We start from the raw sequence: 23,995 nt of genomic DNA on the forward strand, positions 1-23,995 counted from the left end.
CATATTGCGGCGGAACTCAGCCCCTGTGAATGCCGACTTGTTGCCGAAACGCAACGCCCTGTGAATGCCGGCTTGCTGGCGAAACACAGAGCCCTGTAGGAGCCGGCTTGCTGGCGAAAACGGTGGGGCAGTAGATCACTTCATGGCTGGTTAACCGCATTCGCCAGCAAGCCGGCTCCTACAGTTCCAGTATCCAATCGTCCGTGCGCTGGACATCAACCGTGACGCGGAGCGTCAGCGGATGCATTCCCACGCGGAGCGTGGGAACGATCACCGCAGATGCATCTGCCGACAAACACTGTAGGAGCGCGCTTGCCCGCGAAAGGGATCTAACGCGCTGCCGATCAGTCCGCCAAGCGCCAGGTCGTGCTGCCTTTGCTGTCTTCCAGCACCACGCCCATGGCGGTGAGTTGATCGCGGATACGGTCGCCTTCAACCCAGTTCTTGTCAGCGCGCGCCTGCAGGCGTGCGGCGATCAAGGCTTCGACTTCTGCGGCATCCACACGCCCTTCAGCGCCAGCGCGCAGAAAGTCGTCGGATTCCAGCTGCAACACGCCCAGCACACTGGCCAACTCCTTCAAGCGTGCCGCCAGGCCTGCCGCTGCGTTGACATCGCTGTCGCGCAGACGGTTGATCTCGCGCACCATCTCAAACAGCACGGCGCACGCTTCCGGCGTACCGAAGTCGTCGTTCATCGCAGCGGAGAAACGCTCAACGTACGCCTCACCACCCGCAGGCTCGGCAACCGGCAGGCCTTTGAGTGCGTGATAGAACCGCTCCAGCGCGCCTTTCGATTCCTTCAGGCTGTCTTCGGAATAGTTGATCGCGCTGCGGTAGTGGCTCGAAACCAATAGATAACGCACCACTTCCGGGTGGTATTTATCCAGCACGTCGCGAATGGTGAAGAAGTTGTTCAAGGACTTGGACATCTTCTCGCCATTGATGCGGATCATGCCGCAGTGCAACCAGGCGTTGGCGTAGGTCTTGCCGGTCGCGGCTTCGCTTTGGGCAATCTCGTTTTCGTGGTGCGGGAATTCCAGGTCGCTGCCGCCGCCATGAATGTCGAAGGTCTCACCCAGGCAGCAGGTGGACATCACCGAGCACTCGATGTGCCAGCCCGGGCGCCCCGCACCCCACGGCGATTCCCAGCTCGGTTCGCCCGGCTTGACGCCTTTCCACAGGACGAAATCCAGCGGATCGTCCTTGGCTTCGTCGACTTCGATCCGCGCGCCGATGCGCAGGTCTTCGATCTTCTTGCGCGACAGCTTGCCGTAACCGAGGAATTTGCCGACGCGGTAGTACACGTCGCCATTGCCCGGGGCATAGGCATAGCCCTTGTCGATCAGGCGCTGGATCATGTCGTGCATGCCGCCGATGTAATCGGTGGCACGCGGCTCCATGTCCGGCTTGAGGATGTTCAGGCGCGCTTCGTCCTCGTGCATAGCGTCGATCATGCGCGCGGTCAGGGCGTCGAACGCCTCGCCGTTTTCACGGGCGCGGTTGATGATCTTGTCGTCGATGTCGGTGATGTTGCGCACATAGGTCAGGTCGTAGCCGCTGAAACGCAACCAGCGGGTGACGACGTCGAACGCCACCATGCTGCGGCCGTGGCCCAGGTGGCAGTAGTCGTACACGGTCATCCCGCAGACGTACATGCGCACCTTGTTGCCATCCAGCGGCTTGAAGACTTCTTTGCTCTTGCTGAGCGTGTTGTAGATAGAAAGCACGTTGCCTACCTTAGCTCCACGAGTCGCGGAGCGTCACAGTCCGGTTGAAGACCGGATGACCGGGTTTCGAGTCCTTCAGATCCGCGCTGAAATAGCCTTCGCGTTCGAACTGGAAACGGTCTTCCGGCTGCGCGTCAGCCAACGACGGTTCAGCGCGACAACCGGTCAAAACCTGCAAGGAGCCCGGGTTGATGTTGTCCAGGAAGGTCTTGCCCTCTTCTGCTTTCTCAGGGTTTGCCGACAGGAACAGACGGTCGTACAGACGCACTTCGCATTCGATGCTCTCCGCTGCCGGCACCCAGTGCACAACGCCTTTGACCTTGCGGCCTTCAGGGTTCTTGCCCAGGGTTTCCGGGTCGTAGGAGCAGCGCAGCTCGACGATGTTGCCGTCGGCGTCCTTGATCGCTTCATCGGCGCGAATAACGTAGCTGCCACGCAAACGCACTTCGCCGTTCGGCTCAAGACGCTTGTAGCCCTTCGGCGGCTCTTCCATGAAGTCGTCGCGGTCGATGTAGATCTCGCGGGAGAACGGCAGCTTGCGCACGCCGAGCTCTTCTTTCTGCGGATGGCGCGGCAGTTCGAGGTGGTCGACCTGGCCTTCCGGGTAATTGGTGATGACGACTTTCAACGGACGCAGCACGCACATGGCGCGCGGGGCGTTGTGGTCCAGGTCCTGACGGATGCTGAATTCCAGCATGCCGAAATCGACCACGCCGTCGGAACGGTTGGTGCCGATCATTTCGCAGAAATTGCGGATCGACGCCGGGGTGTAGCCGCGACGGCGGAAGCCCGACAGCGTCGACATGCGCGGATCGTCCCAGCCATGCACGTGCTTTTCATCGACCAGTTGCTTGAGCTTGCGCTTGCTGGTGATGGTGTAGTTAAGGTTCAGGCGCGAGAACTCGTACTGGCGCGGCTTGCACGGCACCGGCAGGTTGTCGAGGAACCACTCGTAGAGCGGGCGATGGCTCTCGAATTCCAGGGTGCAGATCGAGTGGGTAATGCCTTCGATGGCGTCCGACTGACCGTGGGTGAAATCGTAGATCGGGTAGATGCACCACTTGTCACCGGTCTGGTGGTGGTGGGCGTGACGAATGCGGTAGAGGATCGGATCGCGCAGGTTCATGTTCGGCGAAGCCATGTCGATCTTGGCGCGCAGGACGCGGGCGCCGTCTTCGAACTCACCGGCTTTCATGCGGCTGAACAGGTCGAGGTTTTCTTCGACGCTGCGATCGCGGAACGGGCTGTTCTTGCCCGGCTCGGTCAGGGTGCCGCGGTACTCGCGAGCCTGCTCGGGGGTCAGGTCATCGACGTAGGCCTTACCGGTCTCGATCAGATGGACCGCCCAGGCGTACAGCTGGTCGAAGTACTGCGAGGCATAACGCACTTCACCGGACCACTCGAAGCCCAGCCATTTGACGTCGGCTTCAATGGCGTCGATGTATTCCTGATCTTCCTTCGCCGGGTTGGTGTCGTCGAAGCGCAGATGCGTGACGCCGCCGAATTCCTGAGCCAGACCAAAGTTGACGCAGATCGACTTGGCATGACCGATGTGCAGGTAGCCGTTGGGCTCCGGCGGGAAGCGGGTCACGATCTGGGAGTGCTTGCCCGAATCCAGGTCTGCCTGCACGATGGGGCGCAGGAAGTTGGTTGGAATGGCAGGGCCTGCCTTGGAATTCGCAGCGGCATCTTGAGTGGGCTTGCTCATAGGATCCTTGAACGGGTCGCGGCCAGGAAGGCCGGTTAAATCAAAGCGCCTATCATAGCCGAAGCTGTCAAGCCCCTGACAGCGCGCTGTGACAAAACTGCCGAGATGGAAGCGCGCTCGGCGGCAACCGTCCGCTCAATCGCAACTACCCGAGCAACGGCTACCCTCTGTAAACTGCGCGCCTGAGGTGAATCCGCGGTACTGGCCTCGCAACCCGATGGCCGTCTGCCGCGATCACTGCCTCCCACCACGAATTTGAAGAGCGAGCTGACAGATGTCGAAAGTAAAGCTGACCACCAACCACGGTGAAATCGTTCTGCAACTTAACGCAGAAAAGGCGCCGCTCACCGTCGCCAACTTCATCGAATACGTCAAAGCCGGCCACTACGAAAACACGGTATTTCACCGCGTGATCGGCAACTTCATGATCCAGGGCGGCGGCTTTGAGCCGGGCATGAAAGAGAAGAAAGACAAGCGCCCGAGCATCCAGAACGAAGCCGACAACGGCCTGCCGAACAAGAAGTACTCGGTGTCCATGGCCCGCACCATGGAGCCGCATTCAGCCTCGGCGCAGTTCTTCATCAACGTCGCCGACAACGACTTCCTCAACCACAGCGCCAAGACCGTACAGGGCTGGGGCTACGCCGTGTTCGCTGAAGTGGCGGAAGGCACCGACGTGGTCGACAAGATCAAGGGTGTCGCCACGACGTCCAAGGCCGGCCACCAAGACGTGCCGGCTGACGACGTGATCATCGAGAAAGCCGAGATCATTGAGTGATATTGCTGATCTCGGATCTGCACCTGGAAGAGGGACGCCCGGACATTACCCGGGCGTTTCTCGGTCTGCTGGATGGCCGCGCACGCGGGGCTGAGTCGCTGTACATCCTTGGGGATTTTTTCGAGGCGTGGATTGGCGATGACGCCATGTCGCCCTTTCAGCGTTCGATCTGCCAGGCGCTGCGCGCGTTGAGCGACAGCGGCACGCGGGTGTTCCTGATGCATGGCAATCGCGACTTCATGATCGGTCAGGCGTTTTGCAAAGCGGCGGGCTGCACGCTGCTCAAGGACCCGAGCGTCGTGAATTTCAACGGCGAACCGGTATTGCTGATGCACGGCGACAGCCTGTGTACGCGGGACGAAGCCTATATGCGTATGCGCCGTTACTTGCGTCATCCGCTGACGCTGTGGGTGCTGCGGCATCTGCCGTTGAGCACGCGGCACAAGTTGGCGCGCAAGCTACGCAGCGAAAGCCGTGCGCAGACGCGGATGAAGGCCAACGACATTGTCGATGTCACGCCAGAAGAAGTGCCGCGGGTGATGAACGAGTCTGGCGTGAAAACGCTGATCCACGGTCACACCCATCGGCCTGCGGTTCACGACGTTGAACTGGGTGAGACCAAGGCGCAGCGCATCGTGCTGGGGGACTGGGATCGCGAGGGGTGGTTGCTGCAGATTGATGAACAGGGCTTTCATCTGGAGTCGTTTGCGTTTGAGCCCGAGCCTGCGGTGCGTCAGAACTGAATACCTTATGATCGTCTGACGCGGAACCTGTAGGAGCGCGCTTGCCCGCGAATAGCGGTGGGTCATTCAAAACATTAACGTCTGGAATAACGCATTCGCGGGCAAGGTGGAGCGCCACCCCGGTCGCTCCTACAATGATCTCTGCCATGCCCACACATTGTGGGGCACCTGATACACCGCATTCGGAGTTCTACGACCGGTTCCCGGCCGATCGCGGGACAAGCCACGCTCCTACCGTCTGCGCCCGACAGCTGCGATCAATGCCCTCCCCCAGGCGCCGCCTTCGCGGTAAACGGTGGCTTGGCCAGCCAGATAATCAGGATCAGCGCCAGGAATACCCAGCCCATCATGTAGAAGTAGTCCACCGTCGACATCATGTACGCCTGGCTGGTGACCATCGAATCAAGCTGCGCGTAAGCCTGATTGCTCGCCCCGCCCAGGGTCTCCAGCGCATGCCGCGTGGTCGGGTCGTAGGCGTTCACGCTTTCGCTCAGGTACGCGTGGTGCTGATCGGCGCGGCGTATCCAGATCCACGTCGTCAATGACGCTGCAAAGCTGCCGCCCAGGTTACGCAGGAACGTCGCCAGGCCCGAGCCGTCGGCAATCTGCGACGGCGGCAGGTCAGAGAGCAGAATGCTCAAGGTCGGCATGAAGAACAGCGCAACGCCCGCCCCCATGAACAACTGCACCAGCGCGATGTGTTCGAAATCCACCTGACTGGTGAAATCCGCACGCATGAAGCAGCTCAGGCCAATCGCCAGAAACGCGATGCCGGCCAACAGGCGCAGGTCGAATTTGTGCGCATAGCGACCCACGAAGGGCGACATCAACACCGGCAGCACGCCGAGCGGCGCGACCGCCAACCCGGCATAGGTCGCGGTGTAGCCCATCTGGGTTTGCAGCCACTGCGGCAGGATCAGGTTGATCCCGAAGAACCCCGCATACCCCCCGATCAGACAGATCGTCCCGTAGCGAAAGTTGCGAAACGCAAACAGCCGCAGGTTGACCACCGGGTGATCATCGGTCATTTCCCAGATCACGAACGCCGCCAGGCCAATGGCTGAAATCACCGCGCCGATAATGATGAAGTTCGACTCGAACCAGTCCAGGTCATTGCCTTTGTCGAGCACGATCTGCAGCGCGCCTACGCCGATGATCAGCGTGATCAGCCCCACGTAATCCATGGGCTGGCGACTGGTGCTGACCGGCCGGGTAGCCATCTGCTGACGCACCACGAACGCCGCGAACAGCCCGATCGGCACGTTGATGAAGAAGATCCACGGCCAGCTGTAACTGTCGGTGATCCAGCCGCCGAGAATCGGCCCGGCAATCGGCGCCACAACGGTCACCATTGCCAGCAATGCCAATGCCATCCCCCGTTTCGCAGGGGGATACACGGCGATCAGCAGCGTTTGCGTCATCGGGTACAACGGCCCGGCAACCATGCCCTGCAAGACCCGAAAGCCCACCAGCTCAGGCATCGACGTGGAAATGCCGCAGAGAAACGAGGCGATCACGAACAGCAATGTCGCCCACAGAAACAGCTTCACCTCACCGAAGCGCCGGCTTAGCCAGCCGGTCAGCGGCAGCGCGATGGCATTACTGACCGCGAATGAGGTGATGACCCACGTGCCCTGCTCCGAACTCACGCCGAGGTTGCCGGAGATGGTCGGCAAGGCCACGTTGGCGATGGTCGTGTCGAGCACTTGCATGAAAGTCGCCAGCGACAGGCCGATGGTGGTCAGCAACAGGCTTGGCGGCGTAAAAGAAGCGGGAGCGTTGGTACTCATCGCGAATCCTTTGACACTCGAAGATCCCCACGGCCTGAACAGGCAGGCCGTGGCAGATGGATTGGCGAATCAGCGCTGGGCTGTCTTGCCGCTGGTTGACGCGCTGTTCTCGTGAATCACGCGGGCAATCATCGTGTCGGCGTCGGCCAGTTGCCTGGCGTAGACATCGGTGGTGAACAGCGGCTGCTTCGGCGGTTGCTGAGCCAGCACCGGACCGCTCTGGTCGTGCAGGTTCACGTCAACGGTGGTCGACAGGCCGATGCGCAGCGGATGCTTGGCCAGCTCGTCGGCGTTGATGTGAATCCGCACCGGCACACGCTGAACGATCTTGATCCAGTTACCGGTGGCGTTCTGCGCAGGCAGTAGGGCAAACGCACTGCCGGTACCGGCGCCGACGCTGTCCACGGTGCCGCTGTATTTGACGTCGCCGCCGTACAGGTCCGCTTCGATGTCCACCGGCTGGCCGATGCGCATCTGGCCGAGCTGGGTTTCCTTGAAGTTGGCGTCGATCCACAGCTGGTCGAGGGGAATCACGGCCATCAGCGCAGTGCCCGGCTGAACCCGCTGGCCCAGTTGTACGGTGCGCTTGGCGACGTAACCGGTCACCGGCGCGATCAGCGTACTGCGCGAATTGCTCAGGTACGCCTGACGCAGTTGCGCGGCAGCGGCTTTGACGTCCGGATGCGAGGACACCTGGGTGTCGTCCACCAGCGCGTTGCTGGTGGCCAGTTGCTGCTGGATGTTGGTCAACGCGTTCTGCGCGGTGGTCAGGTCATCCTTGGCGTGGGACAGCTCTTCCTGGGAAATTGCCCCGCCCGCCGCCAGACTGCGACGACGGTTGAAGTTGTCCTGGGCTCTCTGCACTTCGGCGCGCTGGGCCGCCAGTTGCGCTTTCATGCCGTCGACGTTGCTGTACAACCCGCGCACCTGGCGCACCACTTTGGCCAGATTGGCTTCGGCGCTTTGCAGCGCCACTTCGGCGTCATTCGGGTCGAACTGCACCAGCACCTGACCTTCACGCACCAGGTCGCCGTCGTCAGCGCCGATGCTCACCACAGTGCCGGTGACTTGCGGGGTGATCTCCACGACGTTGCCGTTCACATAGGCGTCGTCGGTGCTTTCACTCCAGCGACCGTACATTTCGTACCAGGCCCAGACGCCGATCACGCCAAGCACCACGACCAGCAGCAGGCCGAGCAACAAAAGCTTGCGCTTGCGCGGGTTCTTCTTCGGTGTGGTCTGCTCGGCGCCTTTGTCGGCCGCTTTGTCCGCGCCCTTGTCAGGCGTCGAAGCGTTGACGTCCTTTTGTTCGTTTGCAGCATTGTTATCGGTAGTGGCAGTGGCCATGACGATTACCTTAATGAGTCAGCGAAGCAGTTGACGGGACGACCGGGGCGGCGTTTTCGCCGGGCTTGCTGTCTTCGAAGCCTCCCCCGAGGGCCTGCATCAACTGGATCGAGAGATCGATTCGTTCCGCGTTGAGATCAGCCTGTTGGCGTTGCGATTGCAGCAGTTGTTGCTCGACGCTCAGCACGTCCAGGTAGTTGCCGATCCCGGAGGAGTAGCGCTGAACGACGGTGTCGTAGGATTTCTGAATCACGTCGGTCGCCTGCTGGCGTGCCTCGATCTGGCGACGGATGTCGCGCAACTGACCGATGCCATCGCTGACATCCCCCAGCGCCCGGACCAGCGTCTTGTTGTACTGCGCCACGGCGAGGTCATAGTCGGCGTCCCGCGCATCGAGGTCGGCACGGCGACGGCCACCGTCGAAGATCGGCAGCGACACCGTTGGCGCAACGTTGAAGAAGCGACTGGCCGAGCCGAACATCGCATCACCCAGCAGCGACTCAACCCCCGCCGACGCGCTCAGGTTGAGGTTCGGGTAGAAATTGGTCTTGCTGACGTCGATGTTCTTGCTCGCCGCTTCAACCCGCCAGCGCGCGGCCACCAGGTCCGGGCGACGGCCCAGCAATTCCGCAGGCACCACCGACGGCAAGGCCACAACAGCGGGTTGCAGCACGGCAGGCCGGCTCAGCTGTTCGCCGCGGTCAGGGCCTTTGCCCATCAGCACGGCCAACTGGATCTTGGCGCTGCGCAGGCTCTTATCCGCGTCCGCCAGCGATTCGCGGGAGTTGGCTTCCAGGCTCTGGGTCTGCTCGTACTGGTACTCGCTGTCGATGCCCGACTTGAAGCGCCGCGCGCCGAGGTCAAGCAATTGCCGTGTGCGCTTGAGGTCGTCGGCCGCCAGATCGCGGACGATATAAGCCTGACCGAGGTCGCTGTAAGCGCGGGCGACATCGGCGGCCAGGGTCAGTTGCGCCGCTTGCTGATCGACTTCACTGGCACGGGCCTGACCCAATGCCGCTTCCCAGGCAGCCCGCTGGCCGCCCCACAGATCGAAGTTGTAATTGAAGCCGGCGCTCAGGCTGCGCAAGGTGCTGTAGCGCCCGCCTGCCCCGGTCGGGTCCTGGTCACGTGCCAGGCGAGAGCGGCTGACGCTGGCGTCGGCCTCCACGGTCGGCATGCGTTCGGCATCGGCCGCATACGCCTGCGCAGTGGCCTGATGGGTGCGGGCCGCAGCAATCTGCATGTCCGGGCTGTCGCGCAGCGCTTCGGTGATCAGGCTATTGAGCTGCGGATCGCCAAGGCTGGTCCACCAGTCGCGCTTCGGCCAGGCCGCCGGCGACAGGGTGATGCCGTTGAGGCTCCGGGCGGTCTGCAGACTGTTGGCATCGATGCCGACGGCTTCGGTTTTAAGGCCCTTGGAACTGGCGCAACCGGCCAGCACGAGAGCCACGAATATCAGGCTCAGGGACGTGCGCAGGGCCGAGCCCCGCTGAATGTGAGTGCTCATCGTTCGGCGATCCGGGCAATCGTGATGGGGTCGCCCGAGGCAACCAGAATTTTCGTCAGAATCTTTTCCAGCGCCAGCAGCTCGCTGTCTTCCAGCACGCCCACCATCTCGTTCATCGCGTGTGCGCCGATTTCCGGCAACAGGTCGGAGAGCGCTTTGCCTTCTTCGGTCAGCACCAGTTGCACCTGACGTCGATCGGATTCCGAGCGCGAGCGGGACAACAGGTTTTTCTGTTCAAGGCGATCGAGCATGCGGGTCATCGAACCACTGTCGAGGTTCAACATGCGGCAGATGTCGGCCGGCGTCTCGGCGCAAAAGCGCGCGATCATCACCAGCACTTTGAACTGCTGCGCGGTGACGCCGTGGGGCTCGAGATGCCGGTCGAGGATGCGGTTTTTCAGCTGTTCAGTCCGGCCCAGCAACATGCCCAGCAGACTGTCGTGAAAGTTTTCAGGAGTGAAATGTGCCATTGATAGCCACCCATTATCTGCTTAGGCAGTGAATGGAGCGGATCTTACTGCCTAGGCAGCAAACACACAATGAAACAATATTTAAGGCGCACGGATTCGGACGAACGTGATTCGCCCGGTTGATGAGGTGATCCGAAGGTAAAGCAAATAAGTGACTTCGCCACCGATCCGTAGGAGCCGGCTTGCTGGCGAAAGCGTCGTGACGGTCGACGATTACGTCGAATGTGCGAACCAATTCGCGGGCAAGCGCGCTCCTACAAAACAGCGTTTTCCATTGATTTCGCGCCTCCGCCACCGATCAGGAGCTGGCTTGCTGGCGAAAGCGTCGTGACGGTCGATGATTACGTCGAATGTGCGAACCGATTCGCGGGCAAGCGCGCTCCTACACAGTCTGGGCTCGTCAGAGAGGGGGTTTAAACCGCCGGCACACCGCTGTGAAAGCGGAAGTCTTCGTCCGGGCTCAGGATCAGCTCGCGCTCGGCCAGGCGAATTTCTTCAATCTTGGCGTCGACATCCGCTTCAGTGCCGTAGGTGTAGGCGAGCTTCAGGTAGTCCTGGAAATGCCGGGCTTCGGACTTGAGCAGGCTGGCGTAGAACTTCGAGAGGTCTTCGTCTAGGTGCGGCACCAGCGCCGCGAAGCGTTCGCAAGAGCGCGCTTCAACAATGGCGCCGACGACCAGCGCATCGGTCAGGCGATAGGGGTTGTGGGTGCGAACGAGTTTGCGCAGCGACCCGGCATAGCGCGCCGAACTGATGTTGGCCATCGGGATGTTGCGTTTCTTGATGATGCCGATCACCTGCTCGAAGTGACGCAGCTCTTCGCGGGCCAGCCGCGACATCTTGGCCAGCAGATCGAACTTGTCGTTGTACTGGAACATGAACTGGAACGCCGCACCGGCGGCCTTCTTTTCATTGTTGGCGTGATCGATCAGCAGGATATCCAGATTCTGCAACGCGGCCTGAACCCAACTTTCGGGCGTGGGGCACAGCAGGAAGGCGTCGATTTCTGGATAAATCTGCATGGGTTCACGAATGGCTGGCTGACAAGGCGCAGCATTATACGGAGCCTGACGGGCAGAGCCAGCCTGCGCAGATGAAAAGCGCAGGATTTACCGCTCGCGCGTGCGGGTCACGCCACGGTCAGACCGCGCCCATCGCATCCTTGAGGAAGCCGGGCGCGATATAGCGCTCGTAGTGCGCTTCGGACAGCAGGAAGAATTCCCGATCAATGGCATCGCGCAGCTCAGGCAATGACCAGTCGCGAAACTCTGGCAATAGCACCATGCCGTAGGCGTCCAGCTGGTTGATCACCCGGGCGCCCCGGGCAATCAACTGGTACGCCCAGCAATATTCGGACTGGTGCGGGACGAAGCGGATTTTGCGTTGCTCCAGTTGCGACCGCAGCTTTACCGGATCGAATACTTCGACCTTCCCCGCCATCACCTGCACCAGCAGCTGTTCCAGGCGCAGCCAGACGGCGCGCTTTGCGTCCTCGTCGTAGCCGTTCCAGTGGATCACTTCATGGTGGAAGCGCTTGCATCCCCGGCACACGAGGTCGCCGTAGACGGTGGAGCACAGGCCCACGCAGGGCGTTTTGATGATTTGATTGGGCATGGCAAGACAACACGACGGCGAACGAAACAAGCCGGCATGTTAGCCCTTTGTCTAACGAGGTACACCCTTCAACCTGTAGGGGCTAACTTACCTTCAGCGGTTTTTTACCGTAGAATCACCGGGCCTTTTAAGGCGCCAATGTCCGTTGGAAGCTGTTTTCAAAGCGTCACGAGCACAGTCAGGGCCTTTTACGAAGGCCCGCCCCGCAGTCCGGTCCGACGTAAGTTCGCTTACGTCCCCTCCCCCGACCGATCATGCAGGCGTAAAACTTTGAAAACAGCTTCTGTTGGAGATCGTCAGCTTCCTGCCAAGAAACTTTAAAAAGTTCGAGCGCGCCGATGCGGACCTTCTCTGGATGAGCGTCCCGGACACCCATTTGGGACCACTGATGAGGGTAATACTGTGCTTGAAGCCTACCGTAAACACATCGAAGAGCGTGCCGCCCTGGGTATCGTGCCCCAGCCGCTTAACGCCGAACAAACCGCAGGCCTGGTCGAGCTGCTGAAAAACCCACCGGCTGGCGAAGAAGCTTTCCTGCTTGACCTGATCTCCAATCGCGTTCCACCGGGCGTTGACGAAGCTGCCTACGTCAAAGCCGGTTTCCTGTCCGCTCTGGCCAAGGGCGAAGTCACCTCCCCTCTGCTGGACCGTAAACACGCTGTACAGCTGCTCGGCACCATGCAGGGCGGCTACAACATCGTGACCATGGTCGACCTGCTGGACGACGCTGCATTGGGCCAGGTCGCTGCCGACCAGCTCAAGCACACCCTGCTGATGTTTGACGCGTTCCACGACGTCGCTGAAAAAGCCAAAAACGGTAATGCAATCGCCCAAGGCGTTCTGCAGTCCTGGGCTGACGGCGAGTGGTTCCGCAAGCGTCCGACCCTGGCCGAGAAGATCAGCCTGCGCGTCTTCAAGGTCACCGGCGAAACCAACACCGACGACTTGTCGCCTGCACCTGATGCCTGGTCGCGTCCAGACATCCCGCTGCACGCCCTCGCCATGTTGAAGATGGCCCGTGAAGGCATCGTGCCTGACGTTCAGGGCTCCATCGGTCCGATGAAGCAGATCGAAGAAATGCGCGGCCAGGGTTTCCCTATCGCCTACGTTGGCGACGTGGTCGGCACCGGTTCTTCGCGCAAATCGGCGACCAACTCGGTGCTGTGGTTCTTCGGCGACGACGTCCCGAACGTACCGAACAAGCGCGCTGGCGGTTTCTGCTTCGGCACCAAGATTGCCCCGATCTTCTACAACACCATGGAAGATGCCGGCGCTCTGCCAATCGAATTCGATGTCTCGAACATCAACATGGGCGACGTGATCGACGTCTACCCGTACGCGGGCAAAGTCTGCAAGCACGACAGCGAAGAGGTCATCACCACCTTCGAACTGAAGACCCCGGTGCTGCTCGACGAAGTCCGTGCTGGCGGTCGTATTCCTCTGATCATCGGCCGTGGCCTGACCGACAAGGCGCGCGCCGAGCTGGGTCTTGGCCCAACCGACCTGTTCAAGCTGCCTGAAGCCCCTGTCGACACCGGCAAAGGTTTCACCCTGGCGCAGAAGATGGTGGGCAAGGCCTGCGGTCTGCCGGAAGGCAAAGGTGTGCGTCCTGGCACCTACTGCGAACCGAAAATGACCACCGTCGGCTCCCAGGACACCACCGGTCCAATGACCCGTGACGAACTGAAAGACCTCGCATGCCTGGGCTTCTCCACCGATCTGGTGATGCAGTCGTTCTGCCACACCGCGGCGTATCCAAAGCCGATCGACGTGACCACGCACCACACGCTGCCTGACTTCATCATGACCCGCGGCGGCGTCTCTCTGCGTCCGGGCGATGGCATCATCCACAGCTGGCTGAACCGCATGCTGCTGCCGGACACCGTCGGTACCGGTGGTGACTCCCACACCCGTTTCCCGATGGGGATTTCCTTCCCGGCCGGTTCCGGTCTGGTAGCGTTTGCCGCTGCCACGGGCGTGATGCCACTGGACATGCCGGAATCGATCCTGGTCCGCTTCAAGGGCGAGATGCAACCGGGCATCACCCTGCGCGACCTGGTTCATGCGATTCCTTACTTCGCGATCCAGAAGGGTTTGCTGACCGTCGAGAAGAAAGGCAAGAAAAACGCCTTCTCGGGTCGCATCCTGGAAATCGAAGGCCTGGACAACCTGAGCATCGAGCAGGCATTCGAACTGTCCGACGCCTCGGCCGAGCGTTCGGCTGCAGGTTGCACGATCAAGCTGTCGAAAGAGTCGATCACCGAATACCTGAACTCGAACATCACCCTGCTGCGCTGGATGATCGAACAGGGTTACGGCGATCCGCGCACCCTGGAACGTCGTGCTCAAGCGATGGAAGCCTGGGTCGCCAATCCGGAGCTCATGGTTGCGGACGCTGACGCTGAATACGAAGAAATCATCGAGATCGATCTGGCCGACATCAAAGAGCCTGTGCTCTGCGCGCCGAACGACCCGGACGACGCCCGTCTGCTGTCCAGCGTTGCCGGCGAGAAGATCGACGAAGTGTTCATCGGTTCGTGCATGACCAACATCGGTCACTTCCGCGCTGCGGGCAAGTTGCTGGATCAGGTCAAGGGTCAGCTTCCTACGCGTCTGTGGCTGTCGCCGCCGACCAAGATGGATGCTCATCAACTGACCGAAGAAGGCTACTACGGCATCTACGGCAAGGCTGGCGCGCGCATGGAAATGCCGGGCTGCTCGCTGTGCATGGGTAACCAGGCGCGCGTGGAGCCGAATTCGACGGTGGTGTCGACGTCGACCCGTAACTTCCCGAACCGTCTGGGTGATGGGGCGAACGTGTATCTGGCGTCGGCTGAGTTGGCGTCGGTGGCGTCGATTCTGGGTCGTCTGCCGACGGTCGAGGAGTATATGGAGTACGCGGGCAAGATCGACAGTATGGCTGCCGATGTTTATCGGTACTTGAGCTTCGATCAGATCGCGGAATTCCGTGAGGCTGCAGCGAACGCTAATATTCCGGTTGTTCAGGCTTAAATAGCTGAGACCGTGTTGAGAGAACCCCGCTTCGGCGGGGTTTTTTTATGGGCTTGTTTTGCTGGCGCGGGTATTTGGGTTTTATACGAATTTTTGTGGTGGCGCTGGAGTTGGCCTAACGGCCAACGGTTTCGCCTTCGGCGAGTTACTTGGAAAAGCACCCCAAGTAACCAAGGGTGCCTGCTCCTGGTTAGGTCCCTCCTCCGTCGGGATACCCTCTCTCCGACGATGCTCCGTGGGCACGCGCCGAACGGACATCCATGTCCTGACGGCGCTCTCGCCGCATCCATGCGGCTCGACCCACTGCGCATCGTCTGCGTTCGGCCTGCACCCAAGTCGCGTTTGGCGGTGACTGGGCTTTTTGCGTATGAAGATCAAAAGCAGATCAGAAGCAGATCAAGGGCAGGTCAAAGGCTTCCCGGCTGAAGCCGGTCCTACTGACGGGACGCGGTGTCGCTGGCTGAATGAATTCCTTTGTAGGAGCGCGCTTGCCCGCGAACGCGGTGGGTCGACCGCATTTCAATCCTCTGACACCCCGGGTTCGCGGGCCAGCCCTGCACTCGATCATTCGGTTTGCGGCTGATCGTGACCTGATCGTTCCCACGCTCCGCGTGGGCATGCATCCGGTGACGCTCTGCGTCACCACGCACGCTATCCATGCTTTTGGGCGTTGGTCGCCGTAGCCACATCCGCAATCAGCCGCTTAGACTGTCCCCTCTTTCTGTTTTCAAAGGATGAATCCAGTGAATGTTGCTGTTGATCAGGTGGTGATCCATCGTTTTACCGAGGCCCATATCGAGGGTGTCACGGCGTTGTATAACGACCCCGAGGTGTGCCGTCAGGTGCTTCAGATGCCGTATCAGTCCGCCGATGTCTGGCGCAAGCGGCTGGCGGGGGCGGATGACCGGTCGGTGAAGCTCGTCGCTTTGCATCAGGGTCAGGTGATCGGCAACATTGGTCTGGAGCAGTACGCGCGCATTCGCCAGCGCCATGTCGGCGCTATCGGCATGGGCGTGGCCGCAGCGTGGCAGGGCAAAGGGGTGGGGTCGCGGCTGATGGCCGCCGTGCTGGAAGTCGCGGACAACTGGATGAACCTGCACCGGGTTGAACTCACCGTGTTTGCCGACAACGAAACCGCTTTGGCGCTCTACCGCAAATTCGGCTTCGAAACCGAAGGCCGCCTGCGGGACTACGCCATACGCGACGGCGTCCTCGTCGACGCCATCAGCATGGCCCGATTGAAAAAACCAACCCTCCCAGCAAAATAACGGCTCAACGCCGACCTTGTAGGCGCCGGCTTGCTGGCGAAAACAGTAAGTCGGTCGACATCTTCACAACAGACCCACCGCGTTCGCCAGCAAGCCGGCTCCTACAGGGGAATGCATACAGCCAGTGAAACGGTGGGCGGAGCGTTAATGCCACCCCGGATGCTCCGCGTCACGCTGCGAAAACACTTTGCAGGTCGTGCACGAAGTGACGCGGAGCGTCACGGGATGCATGCCCACGCGGAGCGTGGGAACGATCAAGCGTTGAACCGCAAGATTGATGATGCCCAAACCGGCCGCTTCCCGGCTAAAGCCGGTCCCACTAAAAGCGACGCGTGCAGTCAGTGGGGCTGGCTTCTTTCCCAACCAAAACCGGGCCCACAAAAGCACCGCATGAGCCCAGTGAAACTAGCGGCGACCTCGACTGTAGGACCGGCTTCAGCCGGGAAGCTGTTGATCTGCCTAAACGCGCTTTTGATCTTGATCTCCCTACACAAAAAGTCCAGTCACCGCCAATCGCGACTTGGGTGCAGGCTGAACGCAGGTCTCGCGCAGTGGGCCGAGCCGCATGGATGCGGCGAGAGCGCCGTCAGGACATGGATGTCCGTTCGGCGCGGGCCCACGGAGCGGGACCGGAGTGAAGGAACCCGACGAAGTCGGGCCCAACCGAGAGCAAGCACCCTTGGTTACTTGGGGTGCTTTTCCAAGTAACTCGCCGAAGGCGAAATGTCTGCCGTTAGGCAGACGCTCTTGACCTTCAGAACGCCGACAGTCTCCAAGAGACCATAAAAAAAGCCCCGCGTCTCTCAACGCGGGGCTTCGGTTTACAGCCGACTAAACCATCAAATCACAGCCGTCTGCCCACTCATCGCCAGATCCAGCAACTCACGGTTAGCGACCGCATACATCGCATAATCATTACCACTCGCCGCACGCAACTCCACCAACATCGCGCGCCAGCGCTCAACCATCGACACATGCTGCTCCAGCCAAAGACTCAAACGCTCCTCAACATCCGCAGGACCATTCGCCATCTGCAACACAGACACCGTAATCGCCCGCTGCTGCCAATCGATATCATCACGGAACGCCTCACGGGCCAGCGCCTGCCAATTGTTCTCCACCGGCAACGCACTGATCTGCTGCAGATACCACGTCACATCCAGCGAACTGCCCACCGCGAAATACACCTTCGCCACGTCCGCTGCATTCTGACCGGTCACATCCGACGCCTCGATGATCGGCAACAGCGTGTACAAATGACTCGTACCCGCCACCATCCGCGCCAGCAACTCCGGTACGCCGGCCGCCACATACTCCTGATAACGCGTCTGCCAGACCTCACGGGTCGGGCCTTCCAGCAACTCGTCCAGCTTCAGGCCCAGCGCCGCAATGTGCGGACCGAAGTGCGCCACATCACGCCCCGCGTCCAACTCGTTGCGACGGCTGCGCAAGAACCAGCGCGTCGCGCGACGGCCCAGACGCATCAGCTCATCCATCAACGCCAACTGAATCTCGGCCGGGACCTTGTAGTCCAGCGCCTCGATCTGACGGAACCAGTGCGGGAGATGGAAAATGTCACGCACGATCACGTAAGCACCGGCCACGTTGGCCGCGGTCATGCCGGTCGACTCTTTGAGTCGCTGCACGAACGTGATGCCCATGTGGTTGACCAGATCGTTGGCGATCTGCGTGCTGACGATTTCGCGCTTCAGACGGTGACGACGCATCGACTCGGAGAACTTCGCGCCCAGTGACGGCGGGAACGCCGTTTCCATGTCGCGCGCCAGGTAGTCGTCGTCCGGAACGCGGGATTCCAGCAGCGCTTCCTTGAGGTCGATCTTGCTGTAGGAAATCAGCACCGACAGCTCGGCCCGGGTCAGGCCCTTCTTCTCGGCGATGCGCTCGGCCAGTTGATCTTCCGCCGGCAGGAACTCGATGGCGCGGTCCAGCTTGCCGCGCGCTTCCAGGTCGCTCATCAGGCGCTTGTACTCGGCGATGCGCTCGTAGGCACGGCGCTCTGCCAGGGACAGGGCCTGGGTCTGCTTGTAGTTGTTGCCGAGAACGAGGTTGCCCACTTCGTCGGTCATGCTTTCGAGCAGCAGGTTGCGCTGCTTCTCGGTCATGTCGCCGGCCTGAACCACTTCGTTCAGCAGGATCTTGATGTTCACTTCGTGGTCGGAGCAGTCCACGCCACCTGCGTTGTCGATGAAGTCGGTGTTGGTCGCGCCGCCCATCAGGCCGAATTCGACACGGCCCAGTTGGGTCATGCCGAGGTTGCCGCCCTCGCCCACCACTTTGCAGCGCAGCTGGTTGCCGTTGACGCGCAGCGCGTCGTTGGCCTTGTCGCCCACGTCCGCATGGGTTTCGCTGCTGGCTTTGACGTAGGTGCCGATGCCGCCGTTCCACAACAGATCCACGGGCGCCTTGAGCAATGCGTGCATCAGCTCGGTCGGGGTCAGCTTGTCAGCGGTGATGTCGAAGCGCGCTTTCATCTGCGGGGTGATCGCGATGCTTTTCGCGCTGCGCGGGAAGATACCGCCGCCTGCAGACATCAGGCTGGTGTCGTAATCGGTCCACGCCGAACGCGGCAGGTCGAACAGACGCTGACGCTCGACAAAGCTGCTCGCCGGGTCCGGATTCGGGTCGATGAAGATATGCAGGTGGTTGAAGGCCGCGACCAGTTGCAGCGTTTCGGACATCAACAAGCCGTTACCGAACACGTCACCGGCCATGTCGCCGACGCCGATCACGCTGATGTTGTCCTGCTGGACGTTGATGCCGCGCTCGCGGAAGTGGCGCTGCACACCGACCCACGCGCCCTTGGCGGTGATGCCCATTTTCTTGTGGTCGTAACCCGCCGAGCCGCCGGAAGCGAAGGCGTCGCCGAGCCAGAAGCCGTAGTCGATGGCGATGCCGTTGGCAATGTCGGAGAAAGTCGCGGTGCCTTTGTCGGCGGCGACGACCAGGTACGGGTCATCGTCGTCGTGGCGCACGACGTTGGCCGGCGGCACCAGGACGCCTTCTTTCAGGTTGTCGGTGATGTCCAGCAAACCGGAGATGAAGAGGCGGTAGCAAGCAATCGCTTCGGCCTGGATCTCGTCGCGGGTCCCGGTGGTCGGCAGACGACGGGGCAGGAAACCACCCTTGGCGCCGACCGGCACGATGACCGAGTTCTTCACTTGCTGGGCTTTGACCAGACCCAGCACTTCGGTGCGGAAGTCTTCTTCACGGTCGGACCAGCGCAAGCCGCCACGGGCCACGTTGCCGAAGCGCAGGTGCACGCCTTCGACGCGCGGCGAGTAGACGAAGATTTCGAACTTCGGCACCGGCTTCGGCAGCTCGGGGATCAGGCGCGGGTTGAACTTGAAGCTGAAGTAGCTCTTGCTCTGGCCGTTGGCATCGGTCTGGTAGAAGTTGGTGCGCATGGTCGCCTTGATCAGGTCAAGGTAGCGACGCAGGATGCGGTCTTCGTTGAGCACTTGCACGCCGTCCAGCGCGGTCAGAATCGCCTGTTCCAGACGCTGCTGCATGTCGTCGAGGTCGCCGCCGCTGAGCTTGCGCGCCAGATAGAAGCGGGTCTTGAACAGACGCGTCAGCTCGCGGGCGATGTCGGCGTGGTTGTTCAGCGTGCTGGCGATGTAACCCAAATCGAAGCCCAGACGGATCTGTTTCAGGTAACGCGCATAGGCGCGCAACAGCGCCACGTCGCGCCACGGCAGACCGGCCGTCAGCACCAGACGGTTGAAGGCGTCGTTCTCGGCTTCGCCACGCACGATGTGGACGAAGGCGTCCTGCAGCGTGTCGTTGAGCTGTTGCAGGTCCAGGTTCAGGCCTTCGCCGTACGTGAACGCAAAATCGTGAATCCAGAACTCGCGGCCGTTGGTGTGGCGCAGGCGGTACGGGAATTCACCGAGTACGCGCAGGCCGAGGTTTTCCAGGATCGGCAAAACGTCGGACAGCGCCAGCGGCGTGTCGGCGTGGTACAGCTTGCAGTGCAGCTGCGCCTTATCGCCGGACAGCGGCTGATAGAAGCTCATGACCAGCGGATTGGCTTCGGACAGGCTCAGCACGTGTTGCATATCGACCACGGCGGAGTGCGCGGCGAAACGCTCGCGATAGCCTGCCGGGAAACCTTTCGGGAAGTCGGCCAGGACATTGGTGCCCTGGGCTTCGCCGAAGCTTTCGATAACCAGACTGGCGTAGTCGTCTTTCCACGAACGGCAGGCCTGGATGACTTCGTTTTCCAGCTGCTGCGGGTCGATGTCGAGGGCAACTTTCGGGTCCACACGCAGGATCAGCTGCACGCGCGCCAGTACCGACTCGGAGAAGAAGGTCCAGAACTCGCAGTCAGTGGCTTTCAGGCGATCCATCAGCACTTGCTGGATTTTCTGACGGACTTCGGTGGAATAGACGTCGCGCGGCACATAGGCCAGGCAGTAGCAGAAACGGCCGTACGGGTCTTTGCGCAGGAACACGCGGATCTTGTTGCGCTCCTGGATCTGCACGATCGACATGACAGTGGTGAACAGTTCGTCCACCGGGGTCTGGAACAGGTCGTCGCGGGGCAGCACTTCAACCACCTGCGCCAGTTCCTTGCCCAGGTGCGCCTTGGCGTCAAACCCGGAACGGCGCTCGACTTCAGCGACCTTGCGGCGGATGTACGGAATGGCGCGCACGCTTTCGCCATACACCGACGAGGTGTACAGGCCCATGAAGCGCGATTCCTTGATGACATTGCCGTCGGCGTCGATCTGGCGGATCGACACGTAGTCCGGGTAGGCCGGGCGATGCACGCGGCTCGGGTGCGCGGCCTTGGCGAACGACAGCAGGGTCGGCTCCTGCAGGTACTTCACTGCATAGCCTTCGATGTGCAGGTCATCGGCTGTCAGGCCGGCGCGCAGCAATTTGGTCAGGCCGAGGAAGGACGACGGGTCGTACTGAAGCTGACCGCCCTCGCCTTCGTTGCTGACGGTGAACTCTTCATAGCCGAGGAAGGTGAAGTGGTTGTTCACCAGCCATTCGAGGAACACCTTGACCTCGGATTTCTCCTCCGGGTCGATGTTGTATTCGGTGGCGTCGATGCCGGCCAGCAGCTCATGGAGCTTGGCTTTCATCGGCTCGAAGTCTTCAACGGCAACGCGGACTTCGCCCAGCACCTGCTCCAGTTCGCGGGCCAGCACGTTCAGCTCCGCCGCATTGGCGCAACGGTCAATCTCCAGGTACATCAACGATTCTTGCAGGACGTCGTCGCCGCTGGTGCCTTTAGGCAGCAGTTCGAGCAGCTGGCCTTTCGCATCACGGCGCACGCTGAGCACGGTGGTCTGCAGCGTGTGGATGCTGTAGCCGCGGCGGTTCAGTTCGGTACGCACCGAGTCGACCAGGAACGGCAGGTCGTGGTGCAGCACTTCGACGGCGGTGTGGGTGGACTGCCAGCCGTGACGTTCGTAATCGGGGTTGTAGACCCGCACTTCAGGCGTGCCGTGCTCGAAGTGTTCGAGCAGGCGCCAGGCCGAGAGGGTGCAACCGGCCAGGTCAGAGAGTCTGCGCTGGGTGAGTTCGTCGAGGGAGATGATGCCGAAGAATTGGTCGGCGAACAGCGCCACTTGTGGCAGTGCCTGTTCGCTGATGTGCTGAGCCAGTGCCGCTCGCAGTTGGTGCTGGAAGTCGGACTTGCTGGCTGCGGTGAAGAACGCCATCTGTGGTACTCCGATTGGCTTGAGCTTTTATATAGGAGAGATGCGTGTGTCGGGTGGAGCGTGTTCGTTTGTCACGTTTGCGTCTGGTCGATGATAGTCAGCATAACGTGACAGGGGGCAATGCGATTCGCACTGCGTGAATTACTAACGCTTTTGGTGTGTGTGCCGTCACATTTGTTCGGCTGGAGTGCAGCTTAACGAGTGGCGCCCTGAATCTGCTTGCGATGCTGCGACATATTCGGACATCGGGTTGCAGGCTTGGGCCTGCGGCGTGGCTTACGAAGGTCAAAGGCGTCGGCCTAACGGCCTCGTGTTTCGCCTTCGGCGAGTTACTTGGAAAAGCACCCCAAGTAACCAAGGGTGCCTGCTCTCGGTTGGGCCCGACTTCGTCGGGTTCCTTCACTCCGGTCTCGCTCCGTGGGCCCGCTGCCATCCGCCATCCTACGAAGATCAAAAGCGCGTTTAAGCAGATCAAAAGCTTCCCGGCTGAAGCCGGTCCTACGGTCAGCGCCAACCCCACTGGAAGTACGCGGTGCTTTTTTAGTGGGACTGGCTTTAGCCGGGAAGAGGCCAGTTTGGTCGCATCAATTTCGCGGTTGATCGTTCCCACTCGATGCACGCGATGCCTTCGTAGGACCGGCTTTAGCCGGGAAGAGGCCAGGTTGTGCGCCATCACCCCTGTAGGAGCCGGCTTGCTGGCGAACGCGGTGGGTCAGGTTCACACAACCGCTACCCTGATCGCACACCGCAATCTTCAGCAAATCTGACGCAGGACTGGCAAAATCCATCCCTGCCCTGAACCACGCCAGAGGAATCGCCACCATGCACATGACCACCGACAGTTTCATCTATAACCCATGCGACGAGGAGGAAGATGATATGGCGCTGGCCTGCTGCCATGGCAGTAGCACCGGTGATCTGTTTTTACTCGCGCGGTTCCCTGATGAGGATGAGGTCGATATCACGTTCCGTGACGACACCATTCACGTCGAGGAAAACATCACGGTCACCCTCAGCAACACCCGGCTGTTGGTCGAAATCGACGCCGCCGACGCCAAACCCCTGGGTGGCGATACCACGTATGAGATCACCCACAGTACCCCCGCCAGCGAATTGGCCGAGCTGGACGCCACGTTGCGGATCATCCTCAAGGATGTCGGGACGTACGTCAGCCAGATCAACTGAGGCCCACCACAGCACCGGGCGCCAATTGACGCAAATGTAAGACAGTTCTTGTTTTTGCCCAGTCCTTTGCTGAAAAGCCGAAAAAACCCGCCGGCCGATTAGTCGGCGCCCCTGCGATGGATTAAAGTAACGCCCCCAGCTTCGGCGCCACTTGGCGCTGCTGCCTCTCCTGCCAGGAACTGTCATCGATGGAACATCGTGAAGCGTTGATCGCGCTGAAGACCTTTCTCTCTACCCAGATTCTCGGGCAGGAGAAACTGGTTGAGCGCTTGCTGATCGCGCTGTTGGCCGACGGCCACATGCTTGTCGAAGGCGCGCCGGGTCTGGCGAAGACCAAGGCAATCAAAGAGCTGGCTGAAGGCATCGAAGCGCAATTCCATCGCATCCAGTTCACACCCGATCTGCTTCCGGCCGACATCACCGGCACCGAGATCTATCGCCCGGAAACTGGCAGTTTCGTGTTCCAGCAAGGCCCCATCTTCCACAACCTGGTGCTCGCCGACGAAATCAACCGCGCGCCGGCCAAGGTGCAATCGGCGCTGCTGGAGGCCATGGCCGAGCGTCAGGTCAGTGTCGGGCGCAGCACCTACGACCTGTCGCCGCTGTTTCTAGTGATGGCGACGCAGAACCCCATCGAGCAGGAAGGCACCTACCCGCTGCCCGAGGCACAGCTCGATCGTTTCCTGATGCACGTCAAGATCGGCTTCCCGGACGCCACCGTCGAACGCAAGATTCTCCAGCAGGCCCGTGGCGAAGCGCTCAATGGCGAGACCAAGCCCGAGCGCCGGGTCAGCCAGCAGGCGATTTTTGCCGCGCGCAAGGAAATCCTCGGCCTGTACATGGCCGATGCCGTTGAGGAATACCTAGTGCAACTGGTGATGGCGACCCGCACGCCTGCCAAGTTCGATGCCGAGTTGGCCGAGTGGATCGGTTATGGCGCCAGCCCGCGCGGTTCGATTTCCCTGGATCGCTGCGCCCGGGCCCACGCCTGGCTGGCCGGACGCGATTTCGTCAGCCCGGAAGACATCCAGGCGATGGTCTTCGATGTGCTGCGTCACCGCATCATTCTGTCGTTCGAAGCCGAAGCAGCGGGCATCGATCAAGACCGCGTGATCCAGCGCATTCTCGACGTCGTGGCCGTCGCCTGAAC

At 60.9% G+C, this 23,995-nt stretch carries 15 protein-coding genes; 6 read left to right on the top strand and 9 right to left on the bottom strand.

What is annotated here, in order from left to right; genetic code table 11:
• Window positions 1–344: 344 nt before the first annotated feature.
• A complete protein-coding gene (gene cysS, locus OKW98_RS22075; protein WP_265386657.1) occupies window positions 345–1,727 on the bottom strand; it encodes a cysteine--tRNA ligase in 1,383 nt (460 codons plus the stop codon).
• Window positions 1,728–1,737: 10 nt separating this feature from the next.
• Window positions 1,738–3,435 carry a glutamine--tRNA ligase/YqeY domain fusion protein gene (locus OKW98_RS22080; protein ID WP_265386658.1) on the bottom strand — a complete coding sequence of 566 codons (1,698 nt, stop codon included), beginning with the start codon at window positions 3,433–3,435 and terminating at the stop codon, window positions 1,738–1,740.
• A 274-nt stretch (window positions 3,436–3,709) separates the two neighbouring features.
• Here OKW98_RS22080 and OKW98_RS22085 point away from each other — a divergent pair, with 274 nt between their 5' ends.
• Window positions 3,710–4,213: a peptidylprolyl isomerase gene (locus OKW98_RS22085; protein ID WP_265386659.1), complete on the top strand. Its 504-nt coding sequence runs from the start codon at window positions 3,710–3,712 to the stop codon at window positions 4,211–4,213.
• A complete protein-coding gene (locus OKW98_RS22090) occupies window positions 4,210–4,956 on the top strand; it encodes a UDP-2,3-diacylglucosamine diphosphatase (RefSeq protein WP_265386660.1) in 747 nt (248 codons plus the stop codon). The genes OKW98_RS22085 and OKW98_RS22090 overlap by 4 nt, the downstream gene beginning before the upstream one ends.
• 257 nt (window positions 4,957–5,213) lie before the next feature.
• Here OKW98_RS22090 and OKW98_RS22095 read toward each other — a convergent pair whose 3' ends face one another.
• From OKW98_RS22095 to OKW98_RS22120, 6 genes are all read right to left on the bottom strand, one after another.
• Entirely contained in the window at window positions 5,214–6,746 is a 1,533-nt protein-coding gene (locus tag OKW98_RS22095) for a DHA2 family efflux MFS transporter permease subunit (protein ID WP_265386661.1), read from the bottom strand.
• Between the two features lie 69 nt (window positions 6,747–6,815).
• The gene (locus OKW98_RS22100; protein WP_265386662.1) at window positions 6,816–8,093 is read right to left on the bottom strand and encodes an efflux RND transporter periplasmic adaptor subunit; all 1,278 of its coding nucleotides are present in this window, start codon (window positions 8,091–8,093) and stop codon (window positions 6,816–6,818) included.
• A 10-nt stretch (window positions 8,094–8,103) separates the two neighbouring features.
• Window positions 8,104–9,600: an efflux transporter outer membrane subunit gene (locus OKW98_RS22105; protein ID WP_265386663.1), complete on the bottom strand. Its 1,497-nt coding sequence runs from the start codon at window positions 9,598–9,600 to the stop codon at window positions 8,104–8,106.
• On the bottom strand, window positions 9,597–10,070 hold the full coding sequence (locus tag OKW98_RS22110) for a MarR family winged helix-turn-helix transcriptional regulator (RefSeq protein ID WP_265386664.1): 474 nt from the start codon (window positions 10,068–10,070) through the stop codon (window positions 9,597–9,599). The genes OKW98_RS22105 and OKW98_RS22110 overlap by 4 nt, the downstream gene beginning before the upstream one ends.
• A 413-nt stretch (window positions 10,071–10,483) precedes the next feature.
• Window positions 10,484–11,092 (bottom strand): tRNA-(ms[2]io[6]A)-hydroxylase, encoded by a 609-nt coding sequence (locus OKW98_RS22115; RefSeq protein WP_265386665.1) that lies wholly within the window; start codon window positions 11,090–11,092, stop codon window positions 10,484–10,486.
• A gap of 118 nt (window positions 11,093–11,210) precedes the next feature.
• Window positions 11,211–11,684 (bottom strand): DUF1289 domain-containing protein, encoded by a 474-nt coding sequence (locus OKW98_RS22120; protein ID WP_265386666.1) that lies wholly within the window; start codon window positions 11,682–11,684, stop codon window positions 11,211–11,213.
• Window positions 11,685–12,086: 402 nt separating this feature from the next.
• Here OKW98_RS22120 and acnB point away from each other — a divergent pair, with 402 nt between their 5' ends.
• Complete coding sequence (gene acnB / locus OKW98_RS22125) at window positions 12,087–14,696, top strand: bifunctional aconitate hydratase 2/2-methylisocitrate dehydratase (protein WP_265386667.1); 2,610 nt, start codon at window positions 12,087–12,089, stop codon at window positions 14,694–14,696.
• A gap of 743 nt (window positions 14,697–15,439) precedes the next feature.
• The gene (locus OKW98_RS22130; RefSeq protein ID WP_265386668.1) at window positions 15,440–15,964 is read left to right on the top strand and encodes a GNAT family N-acetyltransferase; all 525 of its coding nucleotides are present in this window, start codon (window positions 15,440–15,442) and stop codon (window positions 15,962–15,964) included.
• Window positions 15,965–16,803: 839 nt separating this feature from the next.
• On the opposite strand, the gene OKW98_RS22135 is transcribed toward OKW98_RS22130, so the two are convergent.
• Window positions 16,804–21,660, bottom strand: a complete 4,857-nt coding sequence (locus tag OKW98_RS22135) for an NAD-glutamate dehydrogenase (RefSeq protein ID WP_265386669.1) — start codon at window positions 21,658–21,660, stop codon at window positions 16,804–16,806.
• Between the two features lie 822 nt (window positions 21,661–22,482).
• Between OKW98_RS22135 and OKW98_RS22140 the strand changes: the two genes are divergently transcribed.
• Window positions 22,483–22,845: a hypothetical protein gene (locus OKW98_RS22140; protein WP_265386670.1), complete on the top strand. Its 363-nt coding sequence runs from the start codon at window positions 22,483–22,485 to the stop codon at window positions 22,843–22,845.
• Between the two features lie 188 nt (window positions 22,846–23,033).
• Window positions 23,034–23,993 (top strand): AAA family ATPase, encoded by a 960-nt coding sequence (locus OKW98_RS22145; RefSeq protein WP_122537587.1) that lies wholly within the window; start codon window positions 23,034–23,036, stop codon window positions 23,991–23,993.
• The last annotated feature ends 2 nt before the right edge of the window (window positions 23,994–23,995 follow it).

The sequence above is a fragment of the Pseudomonas sp. KU26590 genome, from assembly GCF_026153515.1.
Taxonomy (GTDB): domain Bacteria; phylum Pseudomonadota; class Gammaproteobacteria; order Pseudomonadales; family Pseudomonadaceae; genus Aquipseudomonas.